Source organism: Gracilimonas halophila, assembly GCF_042684365.1.
Taxonomy (GTDB): Bacteria; Bacteroidota; Rhodothermia; order Balneolales; family Balneolaceae; genus Gracilimonas; species Gracilimonas halophila.
Window position 1 is genome coordinate 283,490 of sequence record NZ_JBHULI010000024.1, and the last position, 22,214, is coordinate 305,703.

A 22,214-nucleotide genomic window follows, 5' to 3' on the forward strand; every position below is an offset into this window, starting at 1 on the left:
AATTCAATGAGATTTTTAGGGAAAACAGAAAAATCTCAAACTCAGATCTTTGCACTTGGTTTTCAAAAGGTCATAAAGACCTACTCCCCTACTAAACGACTTTGGTACACAGCCGACATTATTCCATACATTCAATTCGATTACCCTAAAAGGGATGAAAATAATCGAAGAGTATCTCGATCTGGTTTTGGTTTTTCGCCCGTAGGCTTCTCTCTTACACATTCCATTTCAAATTGGTTTGGCCCGTATTTTCAAACCTCAGGAGGCATTATATATATGGAAGATAACTTTCCAACAGATCAGGCTCGGAGTTTAAATTTTACCTTTGATATCACCATCGCCAATAGTTTTAAGATCAATCATTTCGCAATCATAGCTATCGGTTATAAATTTCACCATATTTCAAATGCCCAGACCGGGCTTGAAAATCCCGGTTTAGACTCTAATTTTTTATTTCTAAATTTTTCCATTCAATAATTTATCCATGAGCATAAAAGCTAGTATTACCACTAAAAAAGGAACCATTAATATTCAGTTATTTGAGGAAAGAGCTCCTAAAACAGTAGCAAATTTCGCAAACCTGGCATCCCGCGGTTTTTTTGATGATTTGAGTTTTCACCGTGTTATAAATGATTTCATGATTCAGGGAGGCTGCCCAAATGGAGATGGAAGAGGCGGGCCGGGATACCGTTTTGAAGATGAATTCCATGATGAGTTGGTCCATGATCAACCGGGCAAGCTATCGATGGCTAATGCAGGTCCTAATACCAATGGAAGTCAATTCTTTATCACCCATGTAGCTACACCATGGCTTGATGGAAAACATGCTGTTTTTGGTGAGGTTATCTCACAGAAAGACCAAGATATTGTTAATTCTATATCCCAGGGAGACAAAATTGAGTCCATTGAACTGGATGACAAATATGAAGAACTCCTCAGAAATATTAACGAAGTACAGCATTGGAATGAAGTATTGGACGAGCAATTCGACCATCTTAAACCGGCAGTTGTTTAGTAATCATTCACCTTTCTGATAACAGAAAAGAACTAAACTTTTTTTCACTGAGATCGTAGTGCATCCCAATAATCAGAACTAATAAGATTACAATCTCAATGATCAAGCGAATACTATTTCCACTCATTATTTTCACTGCAGGGATTTCACTACTTCCGTTGCAAGCTTTTTCTCAAAATCATTCTGAACAAGATCTGGAATACCGTAAATGGAGGGTAACCCTCTTCCCTCCTTTAAGCACCAATGGATTAGAAGCGCCTCAATATACTGCCAAATATTCCATTAATATTCTGGTTGGCAGCCATGGTGGTTTGGATGGCGGTGAGATTGGAGGATTAGTTAATTACAACAAACACTATAGCCACGGCTTCCAGTTAGCGGGATTGGGAAATATTTCAGGAGGTCACATGTCAGGAGTTAATATTTCCGGTCTGGGGAATTTCTCAAAAAATGATATGAGTGGTATTCAAGTTGCAGGCTTAACTAACTTTTCAGGCGAAGACCTTGAAGGCATACAGGTTGTTGGAGGTCTTAACATAGCCGGAGATAATTCCAGTGGATTACAATTTGCCGGCATCGGAAACATCGCTAAAGGTGATATTGAAGGTTTGCAGGGAGCAAGTATTTTAAATGCCGCATGGGGCGACATCTCAGGATTACAAGCAGCAGGAATTGCAAACATTGCCAAAGAAGATGTAGAGGGACTTCAGGCAGCTGGTGTTTTCAACTTTGCCGGCGCTGATATTTCCGGACTTCAGGCAGCAGCTGGAGCTAATGTTGCTTTGGGAAATATTGAAGGATTAATGGCTTCTGGAGGAGTTAATGTAGCTCGCAAGGATGCAAGTGGATTACTTATATCGGGTGGCCTGAATATCGCAAATAACCTTGAAGGGGCTTCTATCTCAGGTGGTGCTAACATTGCCCGGAACCTTACCGGTCTACAGATTGCCGGTCTCCTAAATGCTTCTCAAACCGCTACAGGATTACAGATCGGTTTGATCAATGTTGCCAAGGAATTTGAAGGAGTTCCTATTGGATTGATTAGCTATTATGGCAATGGACGTAAAAATATTGATGTTCGTTTCTCAGATGGGGGCTTCACTGATGTTGGTTTAACACTGGGAACACACCGTGTTTATAACTCTGCCTTGTTTGGATACAATACTTTGCTAGATCGTGATGTTTACCGCATAGGGTTAGCAGTTGGATTAGAGAAAAATATTAATGACTCTTTTCAAAACTGGAAAAATGAAACCATGTTTGTGAATCAGGAATTTGCAGTTACTCATCAATTTGAGGATGAATGGTCTAAAGATCTTAATCTGATCTATTCCTATAAATTTTTGGTCGGAAAACGATTCGGAAACGGATTTTCATTATATGGCGGTCCTTCCTTTAACGCCCAAATTACCCGTGTTGATGGTGCCAAAGATTATAGCTGGTATAGCCTTTGGTCACCGGAATGGAAAGGACGTGATTACCAATTCTGGGTAGGTTTCACTGCAGGAATTCGTCTCTTCAAACAAAAAGCACCCCTCCGCTTTAAAGATGAATTCAATAACTGGGATATTGATTGGTAGCTATTAGATAGAATTAAATTACCCCAATCTAAACTAAAATTACTTTCGTACTGTTTATAAGATGTGCTATCATAAATAAAAAACTATTATGAATATGAAATACGCAATTATAGCCAGTACAGTAACTGTTGCAGGTTTGTTGTTGATTACCTTTTTAAAAGCTACTCCTGCCCCCTCTCCCTTAGAGGCTGAAGCTGAAGAGCATGTAATACAGACTGCCGTGCAGGACACTATGCCAGAAGAGGAATACCCTTTTCAAAAGTCAGAGACGGAATGGAAGGAAATATTAACGGACAAGGAATACCGGATACTTCGTGAAAGCGGAACTGAACTTCCCTGGGTGAATGAGTACAACGGGAATAAGAAAGAAGGTCTTTATGTGTGCGGTGCTTGTGGGCAAAAATTATATAGCTCAGAACATAAATATGAAAGCGGTTCCGGATGGCCTAGTTTCTGGAAGCCTTTAGCCGACTCACTGGTCGGAGAACGTGAAGATAACAGCCTGTGGATGACTCGCACTGAGATCGTATGCTCAAACTGTGGCAGCCATTTAGGCCATGTATTTGATGACGGACCACAACCAACCGGATTACGGTATTGCATGAACTCAGCAGCTATGGATTTTATCGGAGATGATGAAATGGCTTCTTCTGAAGAATCAAAAGATATGTAGGTTGGATATGTTCGCAACTATTTAGATTATCAGGCGTCTGTAAAAAGACGCCTTTTTTATTATCCAGCAATTAAATTAGAATTTAAAATGAATACAAAAGCTGCTGTCCTTCAGGAAGCTTCCTTCAACCCAAAAATCAAAACTTACATACTCTGGTATGGTTCCTTGATCAGTGTATTAACTGTAGTACTAATACCACTGATTCCATTATGGCTTATCTTTGGCTCCATATATCTTAACAAATATTTTGAACGTTTGGAATGTGAACTCACAACACGATCACTAAGATTTAAGAGAGGATATATTTTTCATACAGAGCGCACTATTCCTTTAGATAAAATTCAGGATCTCACTTTTAAAGAAGGTCCTCTCCTTAAATATTTTGGTTTGAGTATTTTAAAAATTGAAACAGCAGGTAATACCGGACAGGGCACCTCCGATTTATCTTTGATAGGAATTATAGATGCTTTTAAGTTTCGAAATTTAGTATTTGAACAAAGAGATAAAGTAACCGACAAGAGCATATCTTCTGCCTCTCCGGAAAACGATTCAACCAACAAAATACTTATAGAAATTAGAGATTCTTTAAAGCGAATTGAAGAAAAGATCTCGAACTAAAGCTTAAAGAAATTATGAGAGTTTGTGTAATCGGTGCCGGGCTTGGTGGCCTGTCTGTGGCTTGTTTGCTAGCCAGAAAAGGATATGAAGTTTCCGTTTTTGAGAAGAATGACTCTGCCGGCGGGAAGATGAATGAGGTTCAATCGCATGGTTTTCGATTTGATACCGGTCCCAGCTTGCTTACTATGCCTTTTATTCTCGAAAAACTTTTTGAGCAATGTGGTGATAAGCTCAGCAGCCATATAGAACTTAAGCCTCTCGATCCTATCTGCAGATATTTCTATCCGGATGGCACCATTTTTAATAATTTCGAAAGCCGTCAAGCTACCGTTGAGGAGATCAATAGGATTGCCCCAAATGATACTATGGCTTATACCGATTTTCTTGATTATGCAGAAACACTGTATAAAAAAACAGCTGATGCTTTTATTTTTAATCCACTGTTTGAATTCCGGGATCTAAAAGAACTTGACCTGCTTAGTTTTTTTGGTATTGATGCCTTTACAACTGTAAGTGACCGGGTAGATAGCAGATTCGAATCTGAATACCTCAGGAAATTTTTCAAAAGATTCACAACCTATAACGGGTCTTCCCCCTTTCTCGCTCCTGCTACTCTTAATGTCATCCCACATGTGGAGATCAATCAGGGAGGATACTATGTGAAAGGTGGTTTATATAAAGTAGCCGAAGCTATCAAAAATTTAGCGGTGAAATTGGGAGTAAAATTCCATTTCAAGGCCACTGTAAAATCTGTTTTAGTGGAAGAAGGAAAGGTGTCAGGAATAGAGCTTTCGAATAATAAGCAGATCCCCTTCGACCTCATAGTTTCAAACAGTGACGCTACGGAAACGATTACAAATCTTATCCCAAATGATTCCATTTCACCCCGCAGAAAAGAAAAGGCTAAACAAATAGAACCCTCCTGCTCGGGATTTGTATTACTATTGGGGGTGAATAAACAATTTGATCAGCTTACCCATCACAATATATTTTTCTCAGAGAATTATGAACATGAGTTTCATCAGATTTTTAAAGAGAAAGTGATGCCTGACGATCCAACTGTCTACATCGCAAACACTTCATACTCTGATCCTGATCACGCTCCGGAGGGAGCTTCTAATCTATTTATTCTTATTAATGCTCCGTACCTGTCGGATTCCTATAGTTGGGATAAGTACACTGAATGGTACGAAAACAAGGTGATAGACATTTTGGAGAAGAAAGGCTTGGAAGAACTTTCAGATAGTATCCTTTACAGGAAAAGCATCACTCCTGTAGACTTTTATAAACAATACTTATCAAACAAAGGCAGTATCTACGGGACTTCCTCAAATAATAAATTTTCTGCGTTTTTACGTCCCAGAAATAAGTCCAAGGAAATCGATGGGTTGTACTTTGTAGGAGGATCAACACATCCGGGCGGCGGAATTCCTTTGGTTGTTCAATCAGCCTTTAATGCTATGGAATTAATCGATAGAAATGAAACAACCGAAGAATCTATCACTGTTTAGATTTAACTTCAGCCTGTCCCTTTTCCTCATTCAATTCATCTTCAACATCTAGGTTGATCACTTCCACATTATGGATTTTACCCTCATCGATCTCAAAGCGAACAATAGTACGATGGGTTTGGAAACCTTGCTTTCCTGCCGCACCCGGATTTAAATACAGCATCTTTTCAAGATCCTGATCCCGGGAAATTCTCAAAATATGTGAATGCCCACAAATAAAAATATCCGGTGGGTTTTTCTCAAGTTCTTCACGTATAGGAATGCAATACCTGCCTGGGATTCCTCCAATATGAGTCATCCATATGCGAAGGCCTTCTCGCTCAAAATGCTGATGAAGTGGGTATTCTTTACGAATATCTTGTCCATCTATATTCCCATAAACGCCAACTAAGGGAGCGATCTCCTTTAGCTGATCAGCTACCTCAATAGTACCAAAATCTCCGGCATGCCATATTTCATCACAGTCTTTGAAATACTCTGAAACCTGAGGGTCTAGATAATTATGAGTATCTGAAATTAGCCCTATTTTGATCATACTTTTTGTATCATCTTTAAACTTCTTTAGAACAAGGAAATATATTTACACCTTTTGTTCTACTTTTTTAATCAACATTCACAAAATTTTATTCATTCGTTGAAAGGCTTTAGCATAATTATTGTAACCTGGAATGCTCTAGAGCATCTCAAAAACTTTCTTCCTTCTGTAACCAAAACTGATTATCCGAACTTTGAAATTATTATAGCTGATAATGCCTCTGATGATGGATCCAAAGAATGGATCAAGTCAACGTATCCTGAAATTAAAATTGCGTCCTTCGATGGAAACTACGGTTATTGCGGGGGAAATAACAGAGCAGTTCCATTTGCAGAAAAAGAAATTTTAGTCTTCCTCAACAATGATGTGAAAGTGAATAAAAACTGGCTTCACGGTATAAATAAAGCATTCAGTGACTCCAATATTGCTGCCGCTCAACCCAAGATAAGGAGCTTAGAACAACACGATCATTTTGAATATGCGGGTGCAGCAGGTGGATATATCGATAAATACGGCTTTCCGTTTTGCCGGGGACGAATATTCAATGAAGTTGAAAAAGATGAAGGGCAATATGATGATAAAACTGATCTATTTTGGGCATCAGGTGCAGCTTTGGCTATCAGAAAGGATGTATTTATTGGTCAGGCCGGGTTTGATGAAGATTTCGAATTCCACATGGAAGAGATCGATCTCAGTTGGAGACTACAAAACCAAGGTTACCGTATAGCTTATGCACCTGAGAGCATAGTCTATCATCTTGGAGGTGGCTCACTGCCTATGGGTTCTCCCCGAAAAGTGTACTATAACTTTCGAAACAGCTTATTTATGCTGTGGAAAAATTATTCCTCGGTTAACCTCAGAAAAAGATTTATCCTAAGAATTCTGCTCGATATTATTGCAGCATGGAAAGCTTTGTATGAAGGAAAACCCAAAGAATGGCTCGCAGTAGCTAAAGCCCATATTCATTTTCTTTTGAATGTTGGGAAATTAAGCCAAAATCGTAAAGAGCTTCAATCAAAAAGAGTGAGCCATGATGAGCCTGAAACAATGATGAATATCAGTATCATTTGGAAGCACTTCTTTAGAGGTGTAAACCGGTTTAACGACCTCAAGAAATAGCATTCTCCGGCTTAAGAAGCTTTCTTCTTTTTAAAAGTATTAATTACACCCCCATCTAAAACCGCCTCTCGCTGTCGGTTACTTAGAGTATGTTTTACTATGTATTCATTGCCTTTGGTGACATTGATAATCTTAGCGGTATTTCCACTTTCAATACTTGCCCGAATATTCTCAGTTCTCAGAACATCACCTTGGTCGATGTCGTCGTAATCTTCATCATTGGCAAACTCAAAGGGTGGGATCCCAAAGTTTATCAGGTTTTGCCACCCTATTCGCGCGTAACTTTTAGCGATCACCGCACGCTGACCCAAATACCGTGGAGCAATAGCCGCATGTTCACGGCTGGAACCTTGAGCATAATTCTCGCCGGCAATAACCATGTGTCCGCCATGTTCTTCTTTGGCTTCTATCGCTCTGTCATGGAAGTTCTCATCTACTACATCAAGGGTAAATTTACTGATCTCAGGGATGTTGCTCCGAAATGGAAGTACTTCTGCTCCTGCTCTCAGGATCTCATCCGTGGAAATGTCATCACCCATTTTTAGTAACACCGGAACTTCAAAATCCCCAAGTTCGTCGAAATCCGGCATGGATGAAATATTTGGACCTTTCTTGATCTCCCCTCTTTCCTCCATTGGAACCGGCTCTTTCAGCATATCCGTATTAACAATTGGATTCTCAAGCTCTTTAAATTGTGGGTATTTCATATCATATAGCTCTTCCAGATCCCGGGGGTCAGTAATCTTGCCTGTAAGAGCTGAAGCTGCTGCTGTTTCAGGACTAACCAAAAAGACGGAATCTTCCTTTGTTCCTGAACGGTCAGGAAAGTTCCGGGGAACAGTCCGTAAGCTGTTTTGTCCTGATGCAGGTGCTTGTCCCATTCCTATACAACCATTACAACCGGCCTGGTGAATCCGTGCCCCAGATTGCACGAGGTGAAACATTACATCGTTCTTCACCATATTTTCAATGATCTGCCGTGAAGTTGGGTTGATATCCAGCGATACGTTCTCATGGACCACTTTATCTTTTACTATTTCAGCAGCCATCCAGAAATCACGATATCCAGGATTGGCAGAAGACCCCACATACGACTGGTATATTGGTTTACCTTCCACTTCCCGGACCGGAACTACGTTACCAGGGCTGCTTGGGAGTGCGATAAGAGGCTCAACATCATCAAGTATCAGTTCTTCGTACTTATCATATTCAGCACCTTCATCCGCTACCAGTTCAACAAAATCATCCCCCCTGCCCTGTGAGCTCATAAAACGTCGCACTTCATCATCTGCAGGAAAAACTGTAGTTGTAGCCCCCATTTCAGTACCCATATTGGCGATAACATGACGATCCATAGTTGACAGGTTCTTTAATCCATCCCCGAAATATTCAATCACATAACCGGTAGCACCATCCACATCATATCGGCGAAGCATTTCAAGAACCACATCTTTGGCGCTCACCCAATCCGGGAGATTTCCTTTAAGCTCAACACCCAGCACTTTTGGCATTTTGATATGCATCGGTTCGCCGGCGATCGCAAAAGCTACATCAAGTCCTCCTGCTCCAAGAGCAAACATTCCCATACAACCTGAGGCAGGTGTATGGCTGTCAGAGCCTGCAAGTGTTTTACCTGGAATGGCAAATCGTTCAGTTTCAATTGGGTGACTTACTCCATTTCCAGGGCGGCTAAACCACATTCCAAATCGTTCAGCTGCAGACTTTAGAAATAAGTGGTCATCGGGATTTTTGGAATCGGTTTGAAGGAGATTATGGTCAACATACTGACAAGAAACTTCGGTTTTAGCATCTTCCAGTTCCATGGCTTCCAATTCCAGCATCACCAATGTTCCGGTAGCATCTTGTGTGAGCGTCTGGTCAATTTTAAGCCCGATCTCTTCCCCGGGATTCATTTCCCCTTCAACTAAATGATCCTTAATTAATTTTTGTGTAACGTTAAGTGGCTTACTCATAGGTAGCTTATTGTTTGATATGTCTATAATTTCTACTATCTCAACTCAATTGAAGCTCAAATGGTTCAATAATATTGAATATCGACTTAGAACATTATTTCGATAAATCTTTGCCTCACATAAAGAAGTGGTGGTTTTCAGTAGTATGTATTCCCTTTTGCTGGATATTGGCAGATCAATTCTGGATGGCGTTAAAATGGGAGATCTCCTTTGCATGGATGTACAGTTACCCTTTTTACCTTTCCCCCTTCTTCTTTTTTATCGACAACTTTTTACTGATCATTCATGAGGCAGGCCATACCTTTTTCGGATTCTTTGGCAATCGCTTTTTGACTATTCTTGGCGGAACGTTACTTGAGGTCACTCTCCCTTTTATAATTTTTCTGTTCGGGTGGTGGAATCATCGTCGTGTTACTGCACAGGTGGGCTTGCTCCTAACAGCTTTTGCATGGATCGAATCTGCTGCTTATGCCGCTGATGCCCTTGAACGAAAAATGCCCTTGATAGGTAACCTTCCAAAATCATCTCACGATTTTTATAATCTCTTTATGATGAATGGAGTGTTGAATGATCACATGACTTATGCTTGGGCAATGTATTGGATCGGAGTGGTCACTTTGCTTCTATTCCTTCTTTACCCCCTTTTAGAACGAGAAAAATATGACTACACAGATATAGAGATAGATGTGTGATCTTTTGATTAATAGTTCATTCACCGATCTGACGGACTTTAACCGGCAGACCCAGAGGTAGGTTGAACAACCCAGAACTCGATCTGACCGATTACCGGTCTGATCGATAGAATAGGCTACAGAATTTTAAACTAAACAAAATCAACTTGCTTACTCGTTTCAAACCATAGGTCAGATGGACTTAGAGCCATCAGACCGAGAGGGTAGATTAGATCAGTAGCCTTAGCATACATCTTGAGGCAGAGCCTCGGAGGGGCATTACGGAGCGGAGCACCGTAACGAGGTTAAGATTGGCTTACTTACTTGATTTTAGCAATCGATCAGACGGACTTGGAGCCGGCAGACCGACAGTAGATTTTTTTACTTTTCAGATTCTTGATTATACCTGCCATTTCTTATCTTCGTCCCATCAAATAAGCAGACTTCATGATCCCAAAAGAATTACTCAAAAAAATCCGGAAGCTCGAAATCCAAACCAAGGGTATCGTAAATACTTTGTTTGGCGGTGAATACCAATCTGCTTTTAAAGGACGTGGAATGGAGTTCACAGAAGTAAGAGCCTACACTTATGGTGATGACATCCGGCAGATAGATTGGAATGTAACAGCCCGAACCGGTGATCCCTTCATAAAAATATTTGAGGAAGAACGGGAACAAACACTGATGCTTTGTATCGACATTTCACAAAGCGGTACATTTGGGAGTCAGAGTCAAAGTAAGATGGATCTTGCTATTGAACTTTGTGCTGTATTGGCATTTAGTGCTATCAAAAATAGTGACAAAGTTGGATTGGTGCTATTTAGTGATCATATCGAAAAAGTGGTTCCTCCTAAAAAAGGAAGGACTCATGTACTCCGGCTCATCCGCGAGTTGTTTACCACCAAACCAACTGGAACAGGCACCGATATAGCTGATGCCCTTTCTTATATAAACCGACTACTTGACCGAAGAGCAATTGTAGTTTTAGCTTCGGATTTCAGGGATGATAAGTTTGAAAAACAACTCAGAATTACTAATCAAAAGCATGACCTGGTGAGTATCATCATAAACGACCACCTTGAAGATGAACTGCCGGATATTGGGTTGGTAACATTAAGAGATGCCGAAACAAGAGCTGAAAAAATCGTTGACACTTCAAGCAAGAAAGTTCGGAAAGCATATAAGGTCAAACGTATGGAGCAGAAAGCTTATATCCATGACATGATGCTTAAGATGAAGATCGATGCCGTGGAAGTTCAAACTAATCAGTCTTACGTAAAGCCCTTAATGAATTTCTTTCAACGTCGCGGTAGCAGGTACTGATTTTATTTCTGTTTGACTCAATCAGTAGTAACAGCTGAAGCTACGTTTTCCTGGGGCTTTGTTTCTTCCATTTGTTCTTTTAAGCGCTTCATCAACTCCTCAAATTTGCTCCTCTCTGATTCATCTATGGCTTTTGATGGTGGAAGATCTATAGTCAATGGATTTACAGGTTGCCCATTTTTATATATCATATAGTGAAGATGCACTCCGGTTACCCGTCCGGTTTTACCCACATAACCGATCACCTGCCCCTGTCGTACTCTTGTACCCGGCGTAATCCCTTTGGCGAATCCATTCAAGTGCAGATAAGCTGTAGTGAAGGTTCCGTTGTGCCTGATCTTGACAATATTACCATTTGGTCCTTTGTATTGAGCTTCCGTTACTTCTCCGTCTCCTACTGATAATACAGGAGTTCCAATAGGAGCAGCATAATCTACTCCGGTGTGAGGTAATCTTCTTTTTAAGACCGGATGAAATCGATTTCTGTTAAATGAGGAACTGATTCTTTGAGAAAATTTAAATGGAGCTTTCAACAAGGCTTTCTGTACGCCATTTCCTTCACTGTCATAAAAACCTATGCTCTTCTCACCCTTAAAATAATACGCATCGTATGTTATGCCGTTATGCTCAAATTCTGCAGCAAGTATTTCACCTATACCATAAGGCTTTCCATCTACAAATTGTTTTTCGTAGATCAATGTATAGTTATCATCGGGATATAATCTGAAAAAGTCGATCTGCCAGGCAAAGATTTCGCTTAATCGGTTGGCTATAAGAATATTTTTGTCTTGCTCTACAAGTGACTCATACAATGAGGAAGTAATAACTCCTGAAGCTTCCAGAACCTTTTTTGTAACCTCTTTTTTTCCGGTACCAACGTTTATCCCATTCTTCCAGTCAAATATTACATAATCAAGAGCATCTTGATGTAAAATAAGTCGATAAGCTTGTGAAGACTCAGCCTCTTTATATACTATATATCGCTGACCGGGTTTAACACGATTGCTTTGAAACACCCCTTTTGACTCTCTATTGATCTCATATATGGTTAGAGGGCTTACGTCCAAATCACGCAGTATCAAATACAAACTTTGATTCCGCTTTACTCGCCCCTCTTCTACTTCAGCATTTATTACATTAAAGCCGTAAGAATCAAGCTCAACGTCTTCTTTGATCTCAACTACATTTTCAGCTGATATTTTAAATTCCGGAGGAGTATAATCTCCCGTAAAATTTAGCATCAACGCCAGGGAAACGGCTGTAAAAAACGTAATTAACCCTATTCCCCACTTAGATTTGATAATTATCATTTATAGAACTGTAGATTTTTCGTTGCTAAAATAATAAGAATTAATATGCTACTTTCATAAAATGTATAGCATCCCCAAATTTCTAAAATATTTACATCTCAATGTTATATTTTCAGTTTTAAATTTTAAACCAAATTTTTTGACACACCCTAAATGAAAATCATCTTGTTAAAGCCTAACGCTTTACAATCGCTTACCATATTGATTTTACTATTCTTTTCAGTAAATATTCATGCCCAAACTGTTCGAACAAATGTTAACACAGACTCAATAAGCATTGGTGATACGTTTAGATACTCCCTGATAATTCAGCAAGATCAGGAATATCAAAAAATAGAATTTCCGGATACCACTTCCTTCCCCCCATCTGTTGAGCTTATTGACAGGCAACAATTCAAATTATCAGAGTTTAGTGACAGTCTGATATATAATCTACAGTATTTCGGGAATGAAGATCTCAATTTGCCTGGATTGCCTGTCACTTTTTATTCTGAAGAAGATACCCTACAACTTAGAACAGATCCTGTTCTTCTTTTTTTTAAAAGCGTAGTTGCCGAAGGTGATACTACACTGAAGCCAATGAAGCCTAACTTTGCTTTTTCAAGACCATGGTGGCCATGGATATTAGCCGGATCACTTTTAGCAGCCTTTTTGATCTGGTGGTATAAATTTAGAAAAGAGCCTGAAAAAGCTGATAACGAACCTAAAATTGAGATCGAACCATTTTATAACCCAATTGAAGAGCTTGAAAAAAGTCTGCACAGAATTAATAAGGAATCAGATCTTGCTGAGACCAAAAACTTCAAACTTTTTTACAGCGAGATGGGTGATGCAATACGTACTTATTTTGAAGAACTTTATAAAATCCCTGCATTAGAATCCACTTCCACTGAGTTACTTCGTTATCTGGATGCTTATGGTGTAGATGATACAATGGCGGAGAAAACCAGGGTTGTCCTTAGAAAAGCAGACCTTGTTAAATTTGCAAAATTCACCCCAACCCTTGAAGACGCCTGGAAAACTTTTGATCATGCTATCGAATTTATGGAACGTGCTAAATTAGCCGACTCAACTCGTATTTCGCGCCTTAAAGCAAAATATGAAGAGCAGTTCAAACCCAAACCTTCTGAACAAAAAGCGGAGGATTAAGGATGGAATTTTCTAATCCTGAATGGTTTTGGGCATTATTAATTCTTCCTGTATTAATAGGGGTCTATCTATACCGATTTTTTAAGCAAAAGCATACCACACTCACCTTTTCTTCACTGGACCTATTAGATGACCTCCCCGGAAACTGGAAATCACACCTCCACTGGTTGCAGGCTCTATTGATGTGGGCCGGTATAACTTTACTTATTGTTGCCCTGGCAAGGCCACAAGAACGTCTTACTACTGTAGAACGAAATGCAGAAGGGATCGATATTGTAATGGTACTGGATATGTCAACCTCCATGCGTGCTGAGGATTTGAAACCAAACCGTTTTGAAGCAGCCCGGGAAGTTGCCAAAGACTTTGTTGACAAGCGAAATTCTGACAGAATAGGCCTTGTGACATTTGCCATGCAAAGTTTCACTGTTGTTCCACCTACGCTTGATTACCGACTGCTTAAGGATCTTATCAATGATCTTGAAATGGGAATTATTGAAGATGGTACAGCTATTGGAATGGGAATTTCAACAGCTATCAACCGATTGAAAGAAAGCAAAGCTGAAAGTAAGGTTATAATCCTCCTCACTGACGGGCAAAATAATGCCGGTGAGATCGATCCCGTTACTGCAGCAGACTTGGCACTCACCTATAACATAAAGATCTATACCATTGGAGCCGGAACGCGTGGAACTGCTCCTTACCCTATTCAGGATCCGATCTTTGGAAGGCGTTATCAAAACATAGAGGTGAATATTGATGAAGAAATGCTAACAAGTGTTGCAGAACTTACAGGCGGAAGATATTTCAGAGCCACAGATTCTGACGAACTCGAAAGCATTTATGAAGAAATTGACGAACTGGAAACCACAGAAGTAGAAGAATTAATCTATACAGATTACAAAGATCTATACGCTATATATCTGGCTTGGTCGTTTGGACTTCTTTTAATAAGCTTCGTATTAAATAAAACGATATTAACTGGAATTGAAACATCCTGAATGATCAGGATTCCAATCGTTTTACAGTTCGCTCATTTTATGCCAATTTTCATTGCTAATCGGCAATATAACAGCGTATCTTTCATCTCTATTTTAAGTCCATAAAAAGCTATACATGAGCATTTCTTTTATAAAGGAACAACTCCGGAAGGTCGGGATCTTCGATGAAGTATATGAACACCTTCTTTCCAAAAAATCCCTGAATCTCAAAAAAAGCATCGGTGCACTAAATAGCTTTCTACTTGAAGACCTGGGCTCTAGAAAGGATCGGCTTCTGGTGATCTCAGAAACAGATGAAGGAGCCAGGTTTCTTAAAGCAGACCTTGATGTGATCTCAGGGAATAAGACCGTCATTCTTTTCCCCTCTTCTAATAGCAAACCATATGACAAGCAGCAACTAAAAGATACAGGGCTGTTAGTACAGCGGTCGGAAGCACTTCAGGAGATCTCTGATCATTCCAAGTCTATCGTAGTGACATCTGTAGAAGCTATCGGAGAGCAAATAGCACCACCATCTGCCCTCAATGAAGTTAGTCTTATACTCAAAAAGGGTGATGAGATAGATCTGGACGTTTTTAAAGAAGAACTTGCTGATCAAGGATATTCCCCGGTTCGTTTTGTGGATGAGCCCGGTGAATTTGCCGTTCGTGGAGGGATCCTCGATGTATTTCCTTATTCAGGACAATATCCTCTTAGATTTGAATTTTTTGGGGATGAACTTGATACTATCAGAGAGTTTGATGCAGATTCGCAACGGTCTATAGCTTTTCTGAATGAAGCGCGTATCATTCCCGACCTCACTAACCTTCCGGAAAAAGAAAAATCATCTTTCCTCTCCTATTTCGATAATGAGACCTTATTGGTTACCTCAAATCGTGATGTTATGATCTCTAAGATCGGAGAAAATTATGAGAAAGCTGAAGATGCTTACGAAGATCACGAGAATAATGAAGGGCTCGACCTTCCGGAGCAAAGATATCTCTCAGGAGAAGTATTTGAGAAAGAACTTTCAAAGTTTGATCATCAGCTTTTTGTGGCTAACGTTGGAGTGTCTGAAAAAGATGAGCAGACAAAGACTCTTGAAACAAAGCCACAACCTGATTTCCACGGTAACTTTAAGCTGCTAAGAGAACAGATCACCAAAAACACAGAAGATGAACTAACCACTATCATTTTATGTGATAATGACGGCCAGAGAGATCGCTTTGAGGAATTACTTGGGGAAGCCAACCATGAGTTCAACTATCGTTTGATCGTAGAATCGCTTCATGAAGGATTTGTCTATGAACCTGCAAAATTAGCTGTCTATACAGATCACCAGATCTTTAACCGATATCACCGTCCTAAAACAAAAAGGCGGCGCTTCCATGGAGGAATCTCCTTCAAGGAGATAAAAGACCTCAGCAGAGGCGATTTTGTAGTTCATGTTGATTACGGCATCGGTAAGTTTATGGGCTTCAAAAAGATCAACGTAAAAAACACTGAACAGGAAGTCGTCGTTCTTCAGTATAAAAATGATTCTACCCTATACGTGAATGTAACGAGCCTTCACAAGCTTCAGAAGTATTCCGGTAAAGAGGGAACAGTACCAAGGATCACAAAACTTGGTTCAGGTGCATGGGCCCGAAAGAAGGAACAAACCAAGAAGAAAGTAAAAGATATTGCCAGAGAGTTGATCCAGCTTTATGCAAAACGTAAAGCTCAAACAGCACACAGCTTTTCTCAGGACAATGAATGGCAGACTGAACTGGAAGCCAATTTTGAATTTGAGGAAACCCCGGATCAATATGACGCCATACAGGCTGTTAAAAGTGATATGGAAAGTGAGCATCCCATGGACCGCCTTATTTGTGGTGATGTAGGATTTGGCAAGACCGAAGTTGCCGTAAGAGCTGCATTTAAAGCGGTACTGGATCATAAACAGGTAGCCGTGCTGGTTCCGACAACTATTTTAGCGGAGCAACATTCCAAAACCTTTATGAAGCGGATGGAGAAGTTCCCGGTTCGTGTTGAAGCTCTTTCACGCTTTCGAACAACGAAAGAACAAAAAGAAGTGATCAGTAAGCTCGAAGAAGGTGAAGTGGACGTGGTTATTGGCACGCACCGCTTACTTTCCAAGGACGTTAAGTTCAAAGACCTCGGCCTTATCATCGTGGATGAAGAGCAGCGATTTGGAGTTTCGGCTAAGGAAAAACTAAAAAATTTCCGTGCTACAGTGGATGTTCTTACCCTAACTGCGACTCCCATTCCGAGAACCTTGCAATTTTCTTTGATGGGCGCTCGTGATCTTAGCATCATAAGCACCCCTCCGCCCAACCGCCAACCGGTGTATACGGAAATTCACAGCTTTGATGAAGAGCTTATCCGAGATGCCATTCTCCAGGAAATTTCCCGGGGCGGACAGGTTTTCTTCATCCACAATCGAGTCAAGAATATTGAGGAAGTTGCTGAAATGATACGAAGGCTTGTCCCTGATATCAGAGTACGTTTCGGGCATGGACAAATGAGAGGGTCTCAGCTCGAGAAGATCATCGGAGATTTTTATCAGCATAAATTTGATGTACTGGTTTCGACCAATATTGTAGAGAATGGGATCGACATTGCCAATGCAAATACCATTATCATAAATCACGCCAACCATTTTGGTCTTGCTGAACTACATCAACTTAGAGGACGTGTCGGGCGATCTAACCGGAAAGCTTTTTGTTATCTGATCACCAATCCCATCCAAACTTTGAGTACTGAAGCGCGAAAACGTTTATTGGCACTTGAAGAATTCTCAGACCTGGGTTCAGGATTTAGCATCGCAATGCGTGATCTTGATATACGTGGTGCCGGGGATATTTTAGGTGCTGAGCAAAGTGGCTTCATCAATGATATCGGGTTTGATCTTTATACCAAGATCTTGAATGATGCAGTGAACGAACTTAAACAGTCTGAGTTCAGTGACCTTTTTGATAATGTTGAGGTTGAAGTTGAGCACCCTGAAACAACCGTTGAATTTGATGAAACAGCCTTGCTCCCACAGAGTTATGTATCAGATAGTGTAGAGCGTCTCAATTTATACCGCAAACTTTCACAGGCTAATAAACCGGAGGAAATTGATGACTGGAAAGAAGAGATCGAAGATCGCTTTGGGCCAACACCAAAAGAAGCTGATTACCTAATACTTGCAAGCAAGATCAAATTATTTGCATCCAAGAATTTCTTAACAAAAGTAACAATTCGTGCCGACCGGATGTGGCTGGTATGCCCCAAACAAGAATCAGAAATGGGGAAAGTATTCTATGATTCGGGTACATTTCAGGAAGTGCTTGAAAAAATTGAAGCCGAACGAGAGGGTAAATTCCAAGTCATACAGAAGAAAGATACGGTACGATTTGTGGTTCAGGATATTCCGGATATCAATGCAGCACTGGAGTTTTTAAAAGGATTAGTATTGAGTGAAGTCCATGCATGACCTTTCAAAATATATTGAACTGATACGATCCGGTGAAGTAGTCGCCTTTCCTACTGAAACCGTATATGGCTTGGGGGCTGATGCGTGGAATCCTGCTGCTATTAAAAAAGTATTTGAGACCAAGGGCAGGCCATCTGACAATCCATTGATCGTTCATGTTTCAAACATTGAACAAGTCTATGATTTTGCCAATGAAATTCCGAAAACAGCTCAAAAACTTATGGAATTCTATTGGCCCGGTCCGCTTACCATCATTCTTGAGAAAAAGCCAAAAGTACTTGATTTGATCACTGCAGGACTTGATACGGTTGCCCTTAGAATGCCCGACCATCCTCTTACTTCTGAGTTAATCTCCCAAACAGGTCCCCTTGTAGCTCCAAGTGCCAATAGATCGGGAAAACCCAGCCCAACAAAGGCAGCTCATGTAAAAAATGATTTCGGTGAAAACTTTCCGGTTATTGACGGAGGAGCTACTGAAATTGGTTTGGAATCTACAGTAGTCGACTTGACAAAAGAAACTCCTTTGATCCTCAGACCGGGAATGATTGGAGAGAAAGAACTTAGTTTGATTCTTTACTTAGAAGTAAAAACTGTTTCTTCGATGGAAAAAAAACCTCGAAGTCCAGGTCAGAAGTATTCACATTACAAGCCACAAGCAACCGTTGAATACGGTCGCATTAAGGTGCCTAAAAATGATACTTTGTATCTTGTCCAAAAAGAATATGATAATTCCGAGAATATAATCTCATATAACGGTGATCTTTTAATGCTCTCAAGAGAACTTTATGATCGATTTCGTCAGGCTGATCTTGAAGATTATTCAACCATTTTTATCGAAAATATCGATGATCACAAAAATAATTTTCCTTCTTTTTATTCGGCTTTATTGAACCGAATTCAGAAAGCAAAAGGTTGATATTTCAGCTTCATAAGTGTCTCCTCCCCATCGTTTTATAATCCTAATTCTAACTTGATAAAATTAGGAAACTCATGTGCTAATTAACCCCTAAAATAACTTAATGGCGGGTTTTTGAGTTTTCAATGGGAACTGAAAGTTTATAAAAATTGATTTAATGGTAGTCAATTTTAATAAAACCGACTATTCATGAAGAAAGTAAAAATACCATCAAGGCTTAATTTATTTCTTTCTCTTGTTCTCGTCTCAGCTGTAACATTTATCGGTTGCGATAATGACTCAGATGACAGTGGAACAAGTGGAATGACAGAGCTGAACATTGTTGAAACTGCACAAGAGAACGATGATTTCTCGATCCTGGTGCAGGCTATTACGGACGCCGGTTTAACGGCAGCATTGGAAGCAGACGGCCCATTTACTGTTTTTGCTCCAACAAATGAAGCTTTTAATGATCTGCCTGAAGGAACTTTGGAAAGTTTGACCAATGAACAGCTTCAGGAAATTCTGCAATTTCACGTTGTGGAGGGAACTGTTGCTTCCGCTGATCTGGAAGCAAGTCAGGACGTAGCATCTCTTTTAGGAGAAGAGCTTTTAGTTGAAGCTGAAGGTGAAGGTGAAGTACTTGTTAACGGTTACTCTAGCGTAACCACTGCAGATATTGAAGCCTCAAATGGAATCATTCATGCCGTTGATGCAGTATTACTTCCTGCTGGAATCAGAGAAGCTAATATTGTGGATTAAGCAAACGAGTTGGGCACTTTTACCAGTTTAGTTGGTGCGGTCGACCAAGTTGGTCTAACTTCTACCCTGAAATATAAAGGTGATTTTACCGTATTTGCTCCAACCGATGATGCTTTTGCAAGTCTTCCCGACGGACTACTTGCTTCATTGACTAATGAGCAGGTCACTGAGATTTTGACCTACCATGTGTTATCAGGAGAAGTATTCTCAAACCAGCTAGATCCGGAACAAGCCGTAGAATCATTATCAGAAGAAGATGTGTTTATAACCTCCAACAATGATGGAGTATTTGTAAACGGTTCAGCTTCAGTTGTCACTGCTGACGTTGACGTATCTAATGGTGTTATTCATGCCATTGATGCTGTTATTCTGCCTAATGAGTTTTTGGACGTTGTCCAGATAGCTCAGAAAAACTATAACTTAACCACACTGGTTGACTTGGTAGTTGATGCTGATCTTGTAACAACTTTGAAAGGTGACGGACCATTTACCGTATTGGCCCCAACTAATGCTGCTTTTGCAGAAATTAGCGCTACACTTGATGGTTTGACCGCAAGTGAAGTTGAGGAAGTTCTCCTTTATCATGTAGCTGCACAGGAAGCGCTAGCAGGAGACCTCACTGACGGAATGACCATTGAGACGGTACAAGGTGAAGATATCACCGTAACCATTGACGCTGAGAATAATGTATTCTTCAATGGAGATGTAGGTGTGGTAACCGTAGATCTTGAAGGAACAAATGGTGTTGTACATATCATAGATGGTGTACTGATTCCACCAAGTTTCACAAACTGATCACTATTTTCATATAAAACAAAAGCCTGTTCAATTTCTTGGACAGGCTTTTTTTATATCTCACTCTTTTGAAGTATTAATCTTCAAATACCGAAAATGTTTGGTCGGGTCTCATCGCTAATACCGTTTCAACCATAATATCAATGAGCGTATTCACATCTTTCATAGATGCCAGTTCAACAGGAGAATGCATATATCGAAGCGGGGTTGAAAGCAACGCGCTTGGAATTCCCGTCTGCTGATAAAAAATACTATCCGTATCGGTACCGGTTCTTACACTAGTTGCTTCATGTTGAATGTCGATTTTCTTCTTTTTGCAAACTTCCTCAACAAACTCAACCACTTTTGGATGGTTAGCGCCTCCATGCTGTACAGTAGGCCCTTTACCCAATTCTATGGTTCCATGCTCTTTCTGATCAATTCCGGGCGTATCAGTAGCATGTGTTACATCTGTTACCAATGCAACATCCGGCATAAAACGATAGCTCATCATTCTTGCTCCAAACCCTCCTACTTCTTCCTGAATAGAATTCAATGCAATCACATTGACTTTAAGGTCTTTTTTCTTTTCGCTCAGCTTTCGCATAGCTTCAGCAATTACATACCCGCCAATTCTATTATCCAAGGCCCGGGCTGAAAGAAGATCATCATTTAAAAATTCTGTGTCGGTAGCGTAGGTGATAGGATCTCCGATTTGAACCAGTTCCAATGCTTCTTCCTTTGAAGAAACCCCGATATCCACATAAATATCTTTCCAGGCCGGCTGTTTGCCTCCGCCGTTCTTATTGTCCTGAAGATGGATCGCGGTGTTTCCGGTTATCCCAACCACTCTTCCTCTCTTGTTATGAATGTACACCTTCTTAGCTCGCGCGATTGTGGAATCACTACCTCCGAGTTTATTGATATAAACAAATCCCTGGTCGGTTATATGCTGAACCACCATTCCGATTTCATCACAATGTGCTTCCAACATTACAGTGGCTACATCACCACTCATGTTGATTTTTGCGGCACATGAGCCATAGGCATCGGTCACCACTTCATCCGCAAATTGATCTACATATTCTTTCCAGACCTGCACTCCTTTTTTTTCATATCCGGTTGGGCTTGGAGTGATAAGTAATTCATCTAAAAAATCTCGCTCGTTTTTCTTGGCCATCGTAGTTTTACTTTGTTTGAATTTGATCGGCAGGAATATAAGAAATATAGCTTCCAGAATAAGGGTTTTAGATTTGTCATTTCCCGATTTCCCCCGCATCTTCAGGCTAAAAATAAATCACTATGTTCAGACCAAAATATGACGCCGAGTTCTTTTATCATTGGACTGAAATTCCTGTTCGATTTCGGGATTTGGATCCATTAAACCATGTTAATAATGCTTTGTTCAATACCTATCTTGAAGAAGCCCGAATCAAATTCCTTGGAGAAGTTGGCCAAATGGAAACTGAGTTCACAGAAGGGAAAACCTTTGTGTTGGTGAAATGTACCATCGAGTACCTAAAACAGATCAAATTTCCTGCCACTGTTTTAGTGGGAACCGGAATCGGCGAGGTTGGAAATTCAAGTATCACCGCACTACAAGGAATCTATGATAAGGAATCGAAAGCTCTGGTGGGTGTCGCAGAATCTACCGGTGTCTGGTTTGATATGAAGAAACAACGACCAACCCGACTTCCGGATATAGAAAATCTTGACGATATGATCATTAAAGATCATTAGTGTACAAGAATGTTCAATATATTTTAAACCACATACTTTATTAGCACTCGCTTTAACACTCTTCACTTTTTAATATCTTCAGACGGTTCAAACCTAACATTCGCAGTT

20 protein-coding genes are annotated in these 22,214 nt (G+C 40.2%); 16 read left to right on the forward strand and 4 right to left on the reverse strand.

Annotated features, from left to right (window positions below; genetic code table 11):
* The first annotated feature begins 6 nt into the window (after nucleotides 1-6).
* The 6 genes from ACFSVN_RS07705 (at nucleotide 7) to ACFSVN_RS07730 (ending at nucleotide 5,397) form a co-directional block, all read left to right on the forward strand.
* Nucleotides 7-477, forward strand: a complete 471-nt coding sequence (locus ACFSVN_RS07705) for an acyloxyacyl hydrolase (RefSeq protein WP_390300687.1) — start codon at nucleotides 7-9, stop codon at nucleotides 475-477.
* Nucleotides 478-484: 7 nt separating this feature from the next.
* A complete protein-coding gene (locus ACFSVN_RS07710; protein ID WP_390300689.1) occupies nucleotides 485-1,015 on the forward strand; it encodes a peptidylprolyl isomerase in 531 nt (176 codons plus the stop codon).
* A 98-nt stretch (nucleotides 1,016-1,113) separates the two neighbouring features.
* Nucleotides 1,114-2,595, forward strand: a complete 1,482-nt coding sequence (locus ACFSVN_RS07715; RefSeq protein ID WP_390300691.1) for a hypothetical protein — start codon at nucleotides 1,114-1,116, stop codon at nucleotides 2,593-2,595.
* A 94-nt stretch (nucleotides 2,596-2,689) separates the two neighbouring features.
* Nucleotides 2,690-3,268, forward strand: coding sequence for a peptide-methionine (R)-S-oxide reductase MsrB (gene msrB, locus ACFSVN_RS07720; RefSeq protein WP_390300693.1), 579 nt, complete (start codon nucleotides 2,690-2,692; stop codon nucleotides 3,266-3,268).
* A gap of 87 nt (nucleotides 3,269-3,355) precedes the next feature.
* Nucleotides 3,356-3,886, forward strand: coding sequence for a PH domain-containing protein (locus ACFSVN_RS07725; protein ID WP_390300695.1), 531 nt, complete (start codon nucleotides 3,356-3,358; stop codon nucleotides 3,884-3,886).
* 14 nt (nucleotides 3,887-3,900) lie between these two features.
* Nucleotides 3,901-5,397, forward strand: a complete 1,497-nt coding sequence (locus ACFSVN_RS07730) for a phytoene desaturase family protein (RefSeq protein WP_390300697.1) — start codon at nucleotides 3,901-3,903, stop codon at nucleotides 5,395-5,397.
* On the opposite strand, the gene ACFSVN_RS07735 is transcribed toward ACFSVN_RS07730, so the two are convergent.
* Entirely contained in the window at nucleotides 5,387-5,932 is a 546-nt protein-coding gene (locus tag ACFSVN_RS07735; RefSeq protein WP_390300699.1) for a metallophosphoesterase family protein, read from the reverse strand. The genes ACFSVN_RS07730 and ACFSVN_RS07735 overlap by 11 nt on opposite strands.
* A 99-nt stretch (nucleotides 5,933-6,031) precedes the next feature.
* Here ACFSVN_RS07735 and ACFSVN_RS07740 point away from each other — a divergent pair, with 99 nt between their 5' ends.
* Nucleotides 6,032-7,051, forward strand: a complete 1,020-nt coding sequence (locus ACFSVN_RS07740) for a glycosyltransferase family 2 protein (protein WP_390300701.1) — start codon at nucleotides 6,032-6,034, stop codon at nucleotides 7,049-7,051.
* Nucleotides 7,052-7,062: 11 nt separating this feature from the next.
* Here ACFSVN_RS07740 and ACFSVN_RS07745 read toward each other — a convergent pair whose 3' ends face one another.
* Complete coding sequence (locus tag ACFSVN_RS07745; protein WP_390300703.1) at nucleotides 7,063-9,024, reverse strand: aconitate hydratase; 1,962 nt, start codon at nucleotides 9,022-9,024, stop codon at nucleotides 7,063-7,065.
* Between the two features lie 74 nt (nucleotides 9,025-9,098).
* Between ACFSVN_RS07745 and ACFSVN_RS07750 the strand changes: the two genes are divergently transcribed.
* Nucleotides 9,099-9,716, forward strand: coding sequence for a hypothetical protein (locus tag ACFSVN_RS07750; protein WP_390300705.1), 618 nt, complete (start codon nucleotides 9,099-9,101; stop codon nucleotides 9,714-9,716).
* Between the two features lie 426 nt (nucleotides 9,717-10,142).
* On the forward strand, nucleotides 10,143-11,018 hold the full coding sequence (locus tag ACFSVN_RS07755; protein ID WP_390300707.1) for a DUF58 domain-containing protein: 876 nt from the start codon (nucleotides 10,143-10,145) through the stop codon (nucleotides 11,016-11,018).
* A 17-nt stretch (nucleotides 11,019-11,035) separates the two neighbouring features.
* Here the strand turns inward: ACFSVN_RS07755 and ACFSVN_RS07760 are convergent, their stop codons facing one another.
* Nucleotides 11,036-12,328, reverse strand: a complete 1,293-nt coding sequence (locus ACFSVN_RS07760) for a peptidoglycan DD-metalloendopeptidase family protein (RefSeq protein ID WP_390300709.1) — start codon at nucleotides 12,326-12,328, stop codon at nucleotides 11,036-11,038.
* Nucleotides 12,329-12,481: 153 nt separating this feature from the next.
* On the opposite strand from ACFSVN_RS07760, the gene ACFSVN_RS07765 reads away from it, so the two are divergent.
* The 6 genes from ACFSVN_RS07765 to ACFSVN_RS07790 all read left to right on the forward strand — a co-directional run bounded on the left by ACFSVN_RS07765 (nucleotide 12,482) and on the right by ACFSVN_RS07790 (nucleotide 20,387).
* Complete coding sequence (locus ACFSVN_RS07765) at nucleotides 12,482-13,477, forward strand: hypothetical protein (RefSeq protein WP_390300711.1); 996 nt, start codon at nucleotides 12,482-12,484, stop codon at nucleotides 13,475-13,477.
* Between the two features lie 2 nt (nucleotides 13,478-13,479).
* Complete coding sequence (locus ACFSVN_RS07770; protein WP_390300713.1) at nucleotides 13,480-14,475, forward strand: vWA domain-containing protein; 996 nt, start codon at nucleotides 13,480-13,482, stop codon at nucleotides 14,473-14,475.
* A gap of 115 nt (nucleotides 14,476-14,590) precedes the next feature.
* Entirely contained in the window at nucleotides 14,591-17,935 is a 3,345-nt protein-coding gene (gene mfd, locus ACFSVN_RS07775; protein WP_390300715.1) for a transcription-repair coupling factor, read from the forward strand.
* Nucleotides 17,928-18,851 (forward strand): L-threonylcarbamoyladenylate synthase, encoded by a 924-nt coding sequence (locus tag ACFSVN_RS07780; RefSeq protein ID WP_390300717.1) that lies wholly within the window; start codon nucleotides 17,928-17,930, stop codon nucleotides 18,849-18,851. The genes mfd and ACFSVN_RS07780 overlap by 8 nt, the downstream gene beginning before the upstream one ends.
* A gap of 189 nt (nucleotides 18,852-19,040) precedes the next feature.
* The gene (locus tag ACFSVN_RS07785) at nucleotides 19,041-19,592 is read left to right on the forward strand and encodes a fasciclin domain-containing protein (protein WP_390300719.1); all 552 of its coding nucleotides are present in this window, start codon (nucleotides 19,041-19,043) and stop codon (nucleotides 19,590-19,592) included.
* Nucleotides 19,593-19,601: 9 nt separating this feature from the next.
* Entirely contained in the window at nucleotides 19,602-20,387 is a 786-nt protein-coding gene (locus tag ACFSVN_RS07790) for a fasciclin domain-containing protein (RefSeq protein ID WP_390300721.1), read from the forward strand.
* Nucleotides 20,388-20,463: 76 nt separating this feature from the next.
* Here the strand turns inward: ACFSVN_RS07790 and ACFSVN_RS07795 are convergent, their stop codons facing one another.
* Nucleotides 20,464-21,645, reverse strand: coding sequence for a M20/M25/M40 family metallo-hydrolase (locus ACFSVN_RS07795; protein WP_390300723.1), 1,182 nt, complete (start codon nucleotides 21,643-21,645; stop codon nucleotides 20,464-20,466).
* Nucleotides 21,646-21,668: 23 nt separating this feature from the next.
* Here ACFSVN_RS07795 and ACFSVN_RS07800 point away from each other — a divergent pair, with 23 nt between their 5' ends.
* Entirely contained in the window at nucleotides 21,669-22,106 is a 438-nt protein-coding gene (locus tag ACFSVN_RS07800) for an acyl-CoA thioesterase (RefSeq protein WP_390300725.1), read from the forward strand.
* Nucleotides 22,107-22,214 lie beyond the last annotated feature (108 nt).

What these genes read in the sequence shown, in the direction of transcription:
- ACFSVN_RS07705 (WP_390300687.1), top strand. Translation starts at nt 7, where the DNA reads ATGAGATTTTTAGGGAAAACAGAAAAATCTCAAACTCAGATCTTTGCA.
- ACFSVN_RS07710 (WP_390300689.1), top strand. Translation starts at nt 485, where the DNA reads ATGAGCATAAAAGCTAGTATTACCACTAAAAAAGGAACCATTAATATT.
- ACFSVN_RS07715 (WP_390300691.1), top strand. Translation starts at nt 1,114, where the DNA reads ATGATCAAGCGAATACTATTTCCACTCATTATTTTCACTGCAGGGATT.
- msrB (WP_390300693.1), top strand. Translation starts at nt 2,690, where the DNA reads ATGAAATACGCAATTATAGCCAGTACAGTAACTGTTGCAGGTTTGTTG.
- ACFSVN_RS07725 (WP_390300695.1), top strand. Translation starts at nt 3,356, where the DNA reads ATGAATACAAAAGCTGCTGTCCTTCAGGAAGCTTCCTTCAACCCAAAA.
- ACFSVN_RS07730 (WP_390300697.1), top strand. Translation starts at nt 3,901, where the DNA reads ATGAGAGTTTGTGTAATCGGTGCCGGGCTTGGTGGCCTGTCTGTGGCT.
- ACFSVN_RS07735 (WP_390300699.1), bottom strand. Translation starts at nt 5,932, where the DNA reads ATGATCAAAATAGGGCTAATTTCAGATACTCATAATTATCTAGACCCT.
- ACFSVN_RS07745 (WP_390300703.1), bottom strand. Translation starts at nt 9,024, where the DNA reads ATGAGTAAGCCACTTAACGTTACACAAAAATTAATTAAGGATCATTTA.
- ACFSVN_RS07755 (WP_390300707.1), top strand. Translation starts at nt 10,143, where the DNA reads ATGATCCCAAAAGAATTACTCAAAAAAATCCGGAAGCTCGAAATCCAA.
- ACFSVN_RS07760 (WP_390300709.1), bottom strand. Translation starts at nt 12,328, where the DNA reads ATGATAATTATCAAATCTAAGTGGGGAATAGGGTTAATTACGTTTTTT.
- ACFSVN_RS07765 (WP_390300711.1), top strand. Translation starts at nt 12,482, where the DNA reads ATGAAAATCATCTTGTTAAAGCCTAACGCTTTACAATCGCTTACCATA.
- ACFSVN_RS07770 (WP_390300713.1), top strand. Translation starts at nt 13,480, where the DNA reads ATGGAATTTTCTAATCCTGAATGGTTTTGGGCATTATTAATTCTTCCT.
- mfd (WP_390300715.1), top strand. Translation starts at nt 14,591, where the DNA reads ATGAGCATTTCTTTTATAAAGGAACAACTCCGGAAGGTCGGGATCTTC.
- ACFSVN_RS07780 (WP_390300717.1), top strand. Translation starts at nt 17,928, where the DNA reads ATGCATGACCTTTCAAAATATATTGAACTGATACGATCCGGTGAAGTA.
- ACFSVN_RS07785 (WP_390300719.1), top strand. Translation starts at nt 19,041, where the DNA reads ATGAAGAAAGTAAAAATACCATCAAGGCTTAATTTATTTCTTTCTCTT.
- ACFSVN_RS07795 (WP_390300723.1), bottom strand. Translation starts at nt 21,645, where the DNA reads ATGCGGGGGAAATCGGGAAATGACAAATCTAAAACCCTTATTCTGGAA.
- ACFSVN_RS07800 (WP_390300725.1), top strand. Translation starts at nt 21,669, where the DNA reads ATGTTCAGACCAAAATATGACGCCGAGTTCTTTTATCATTGGACTGAA.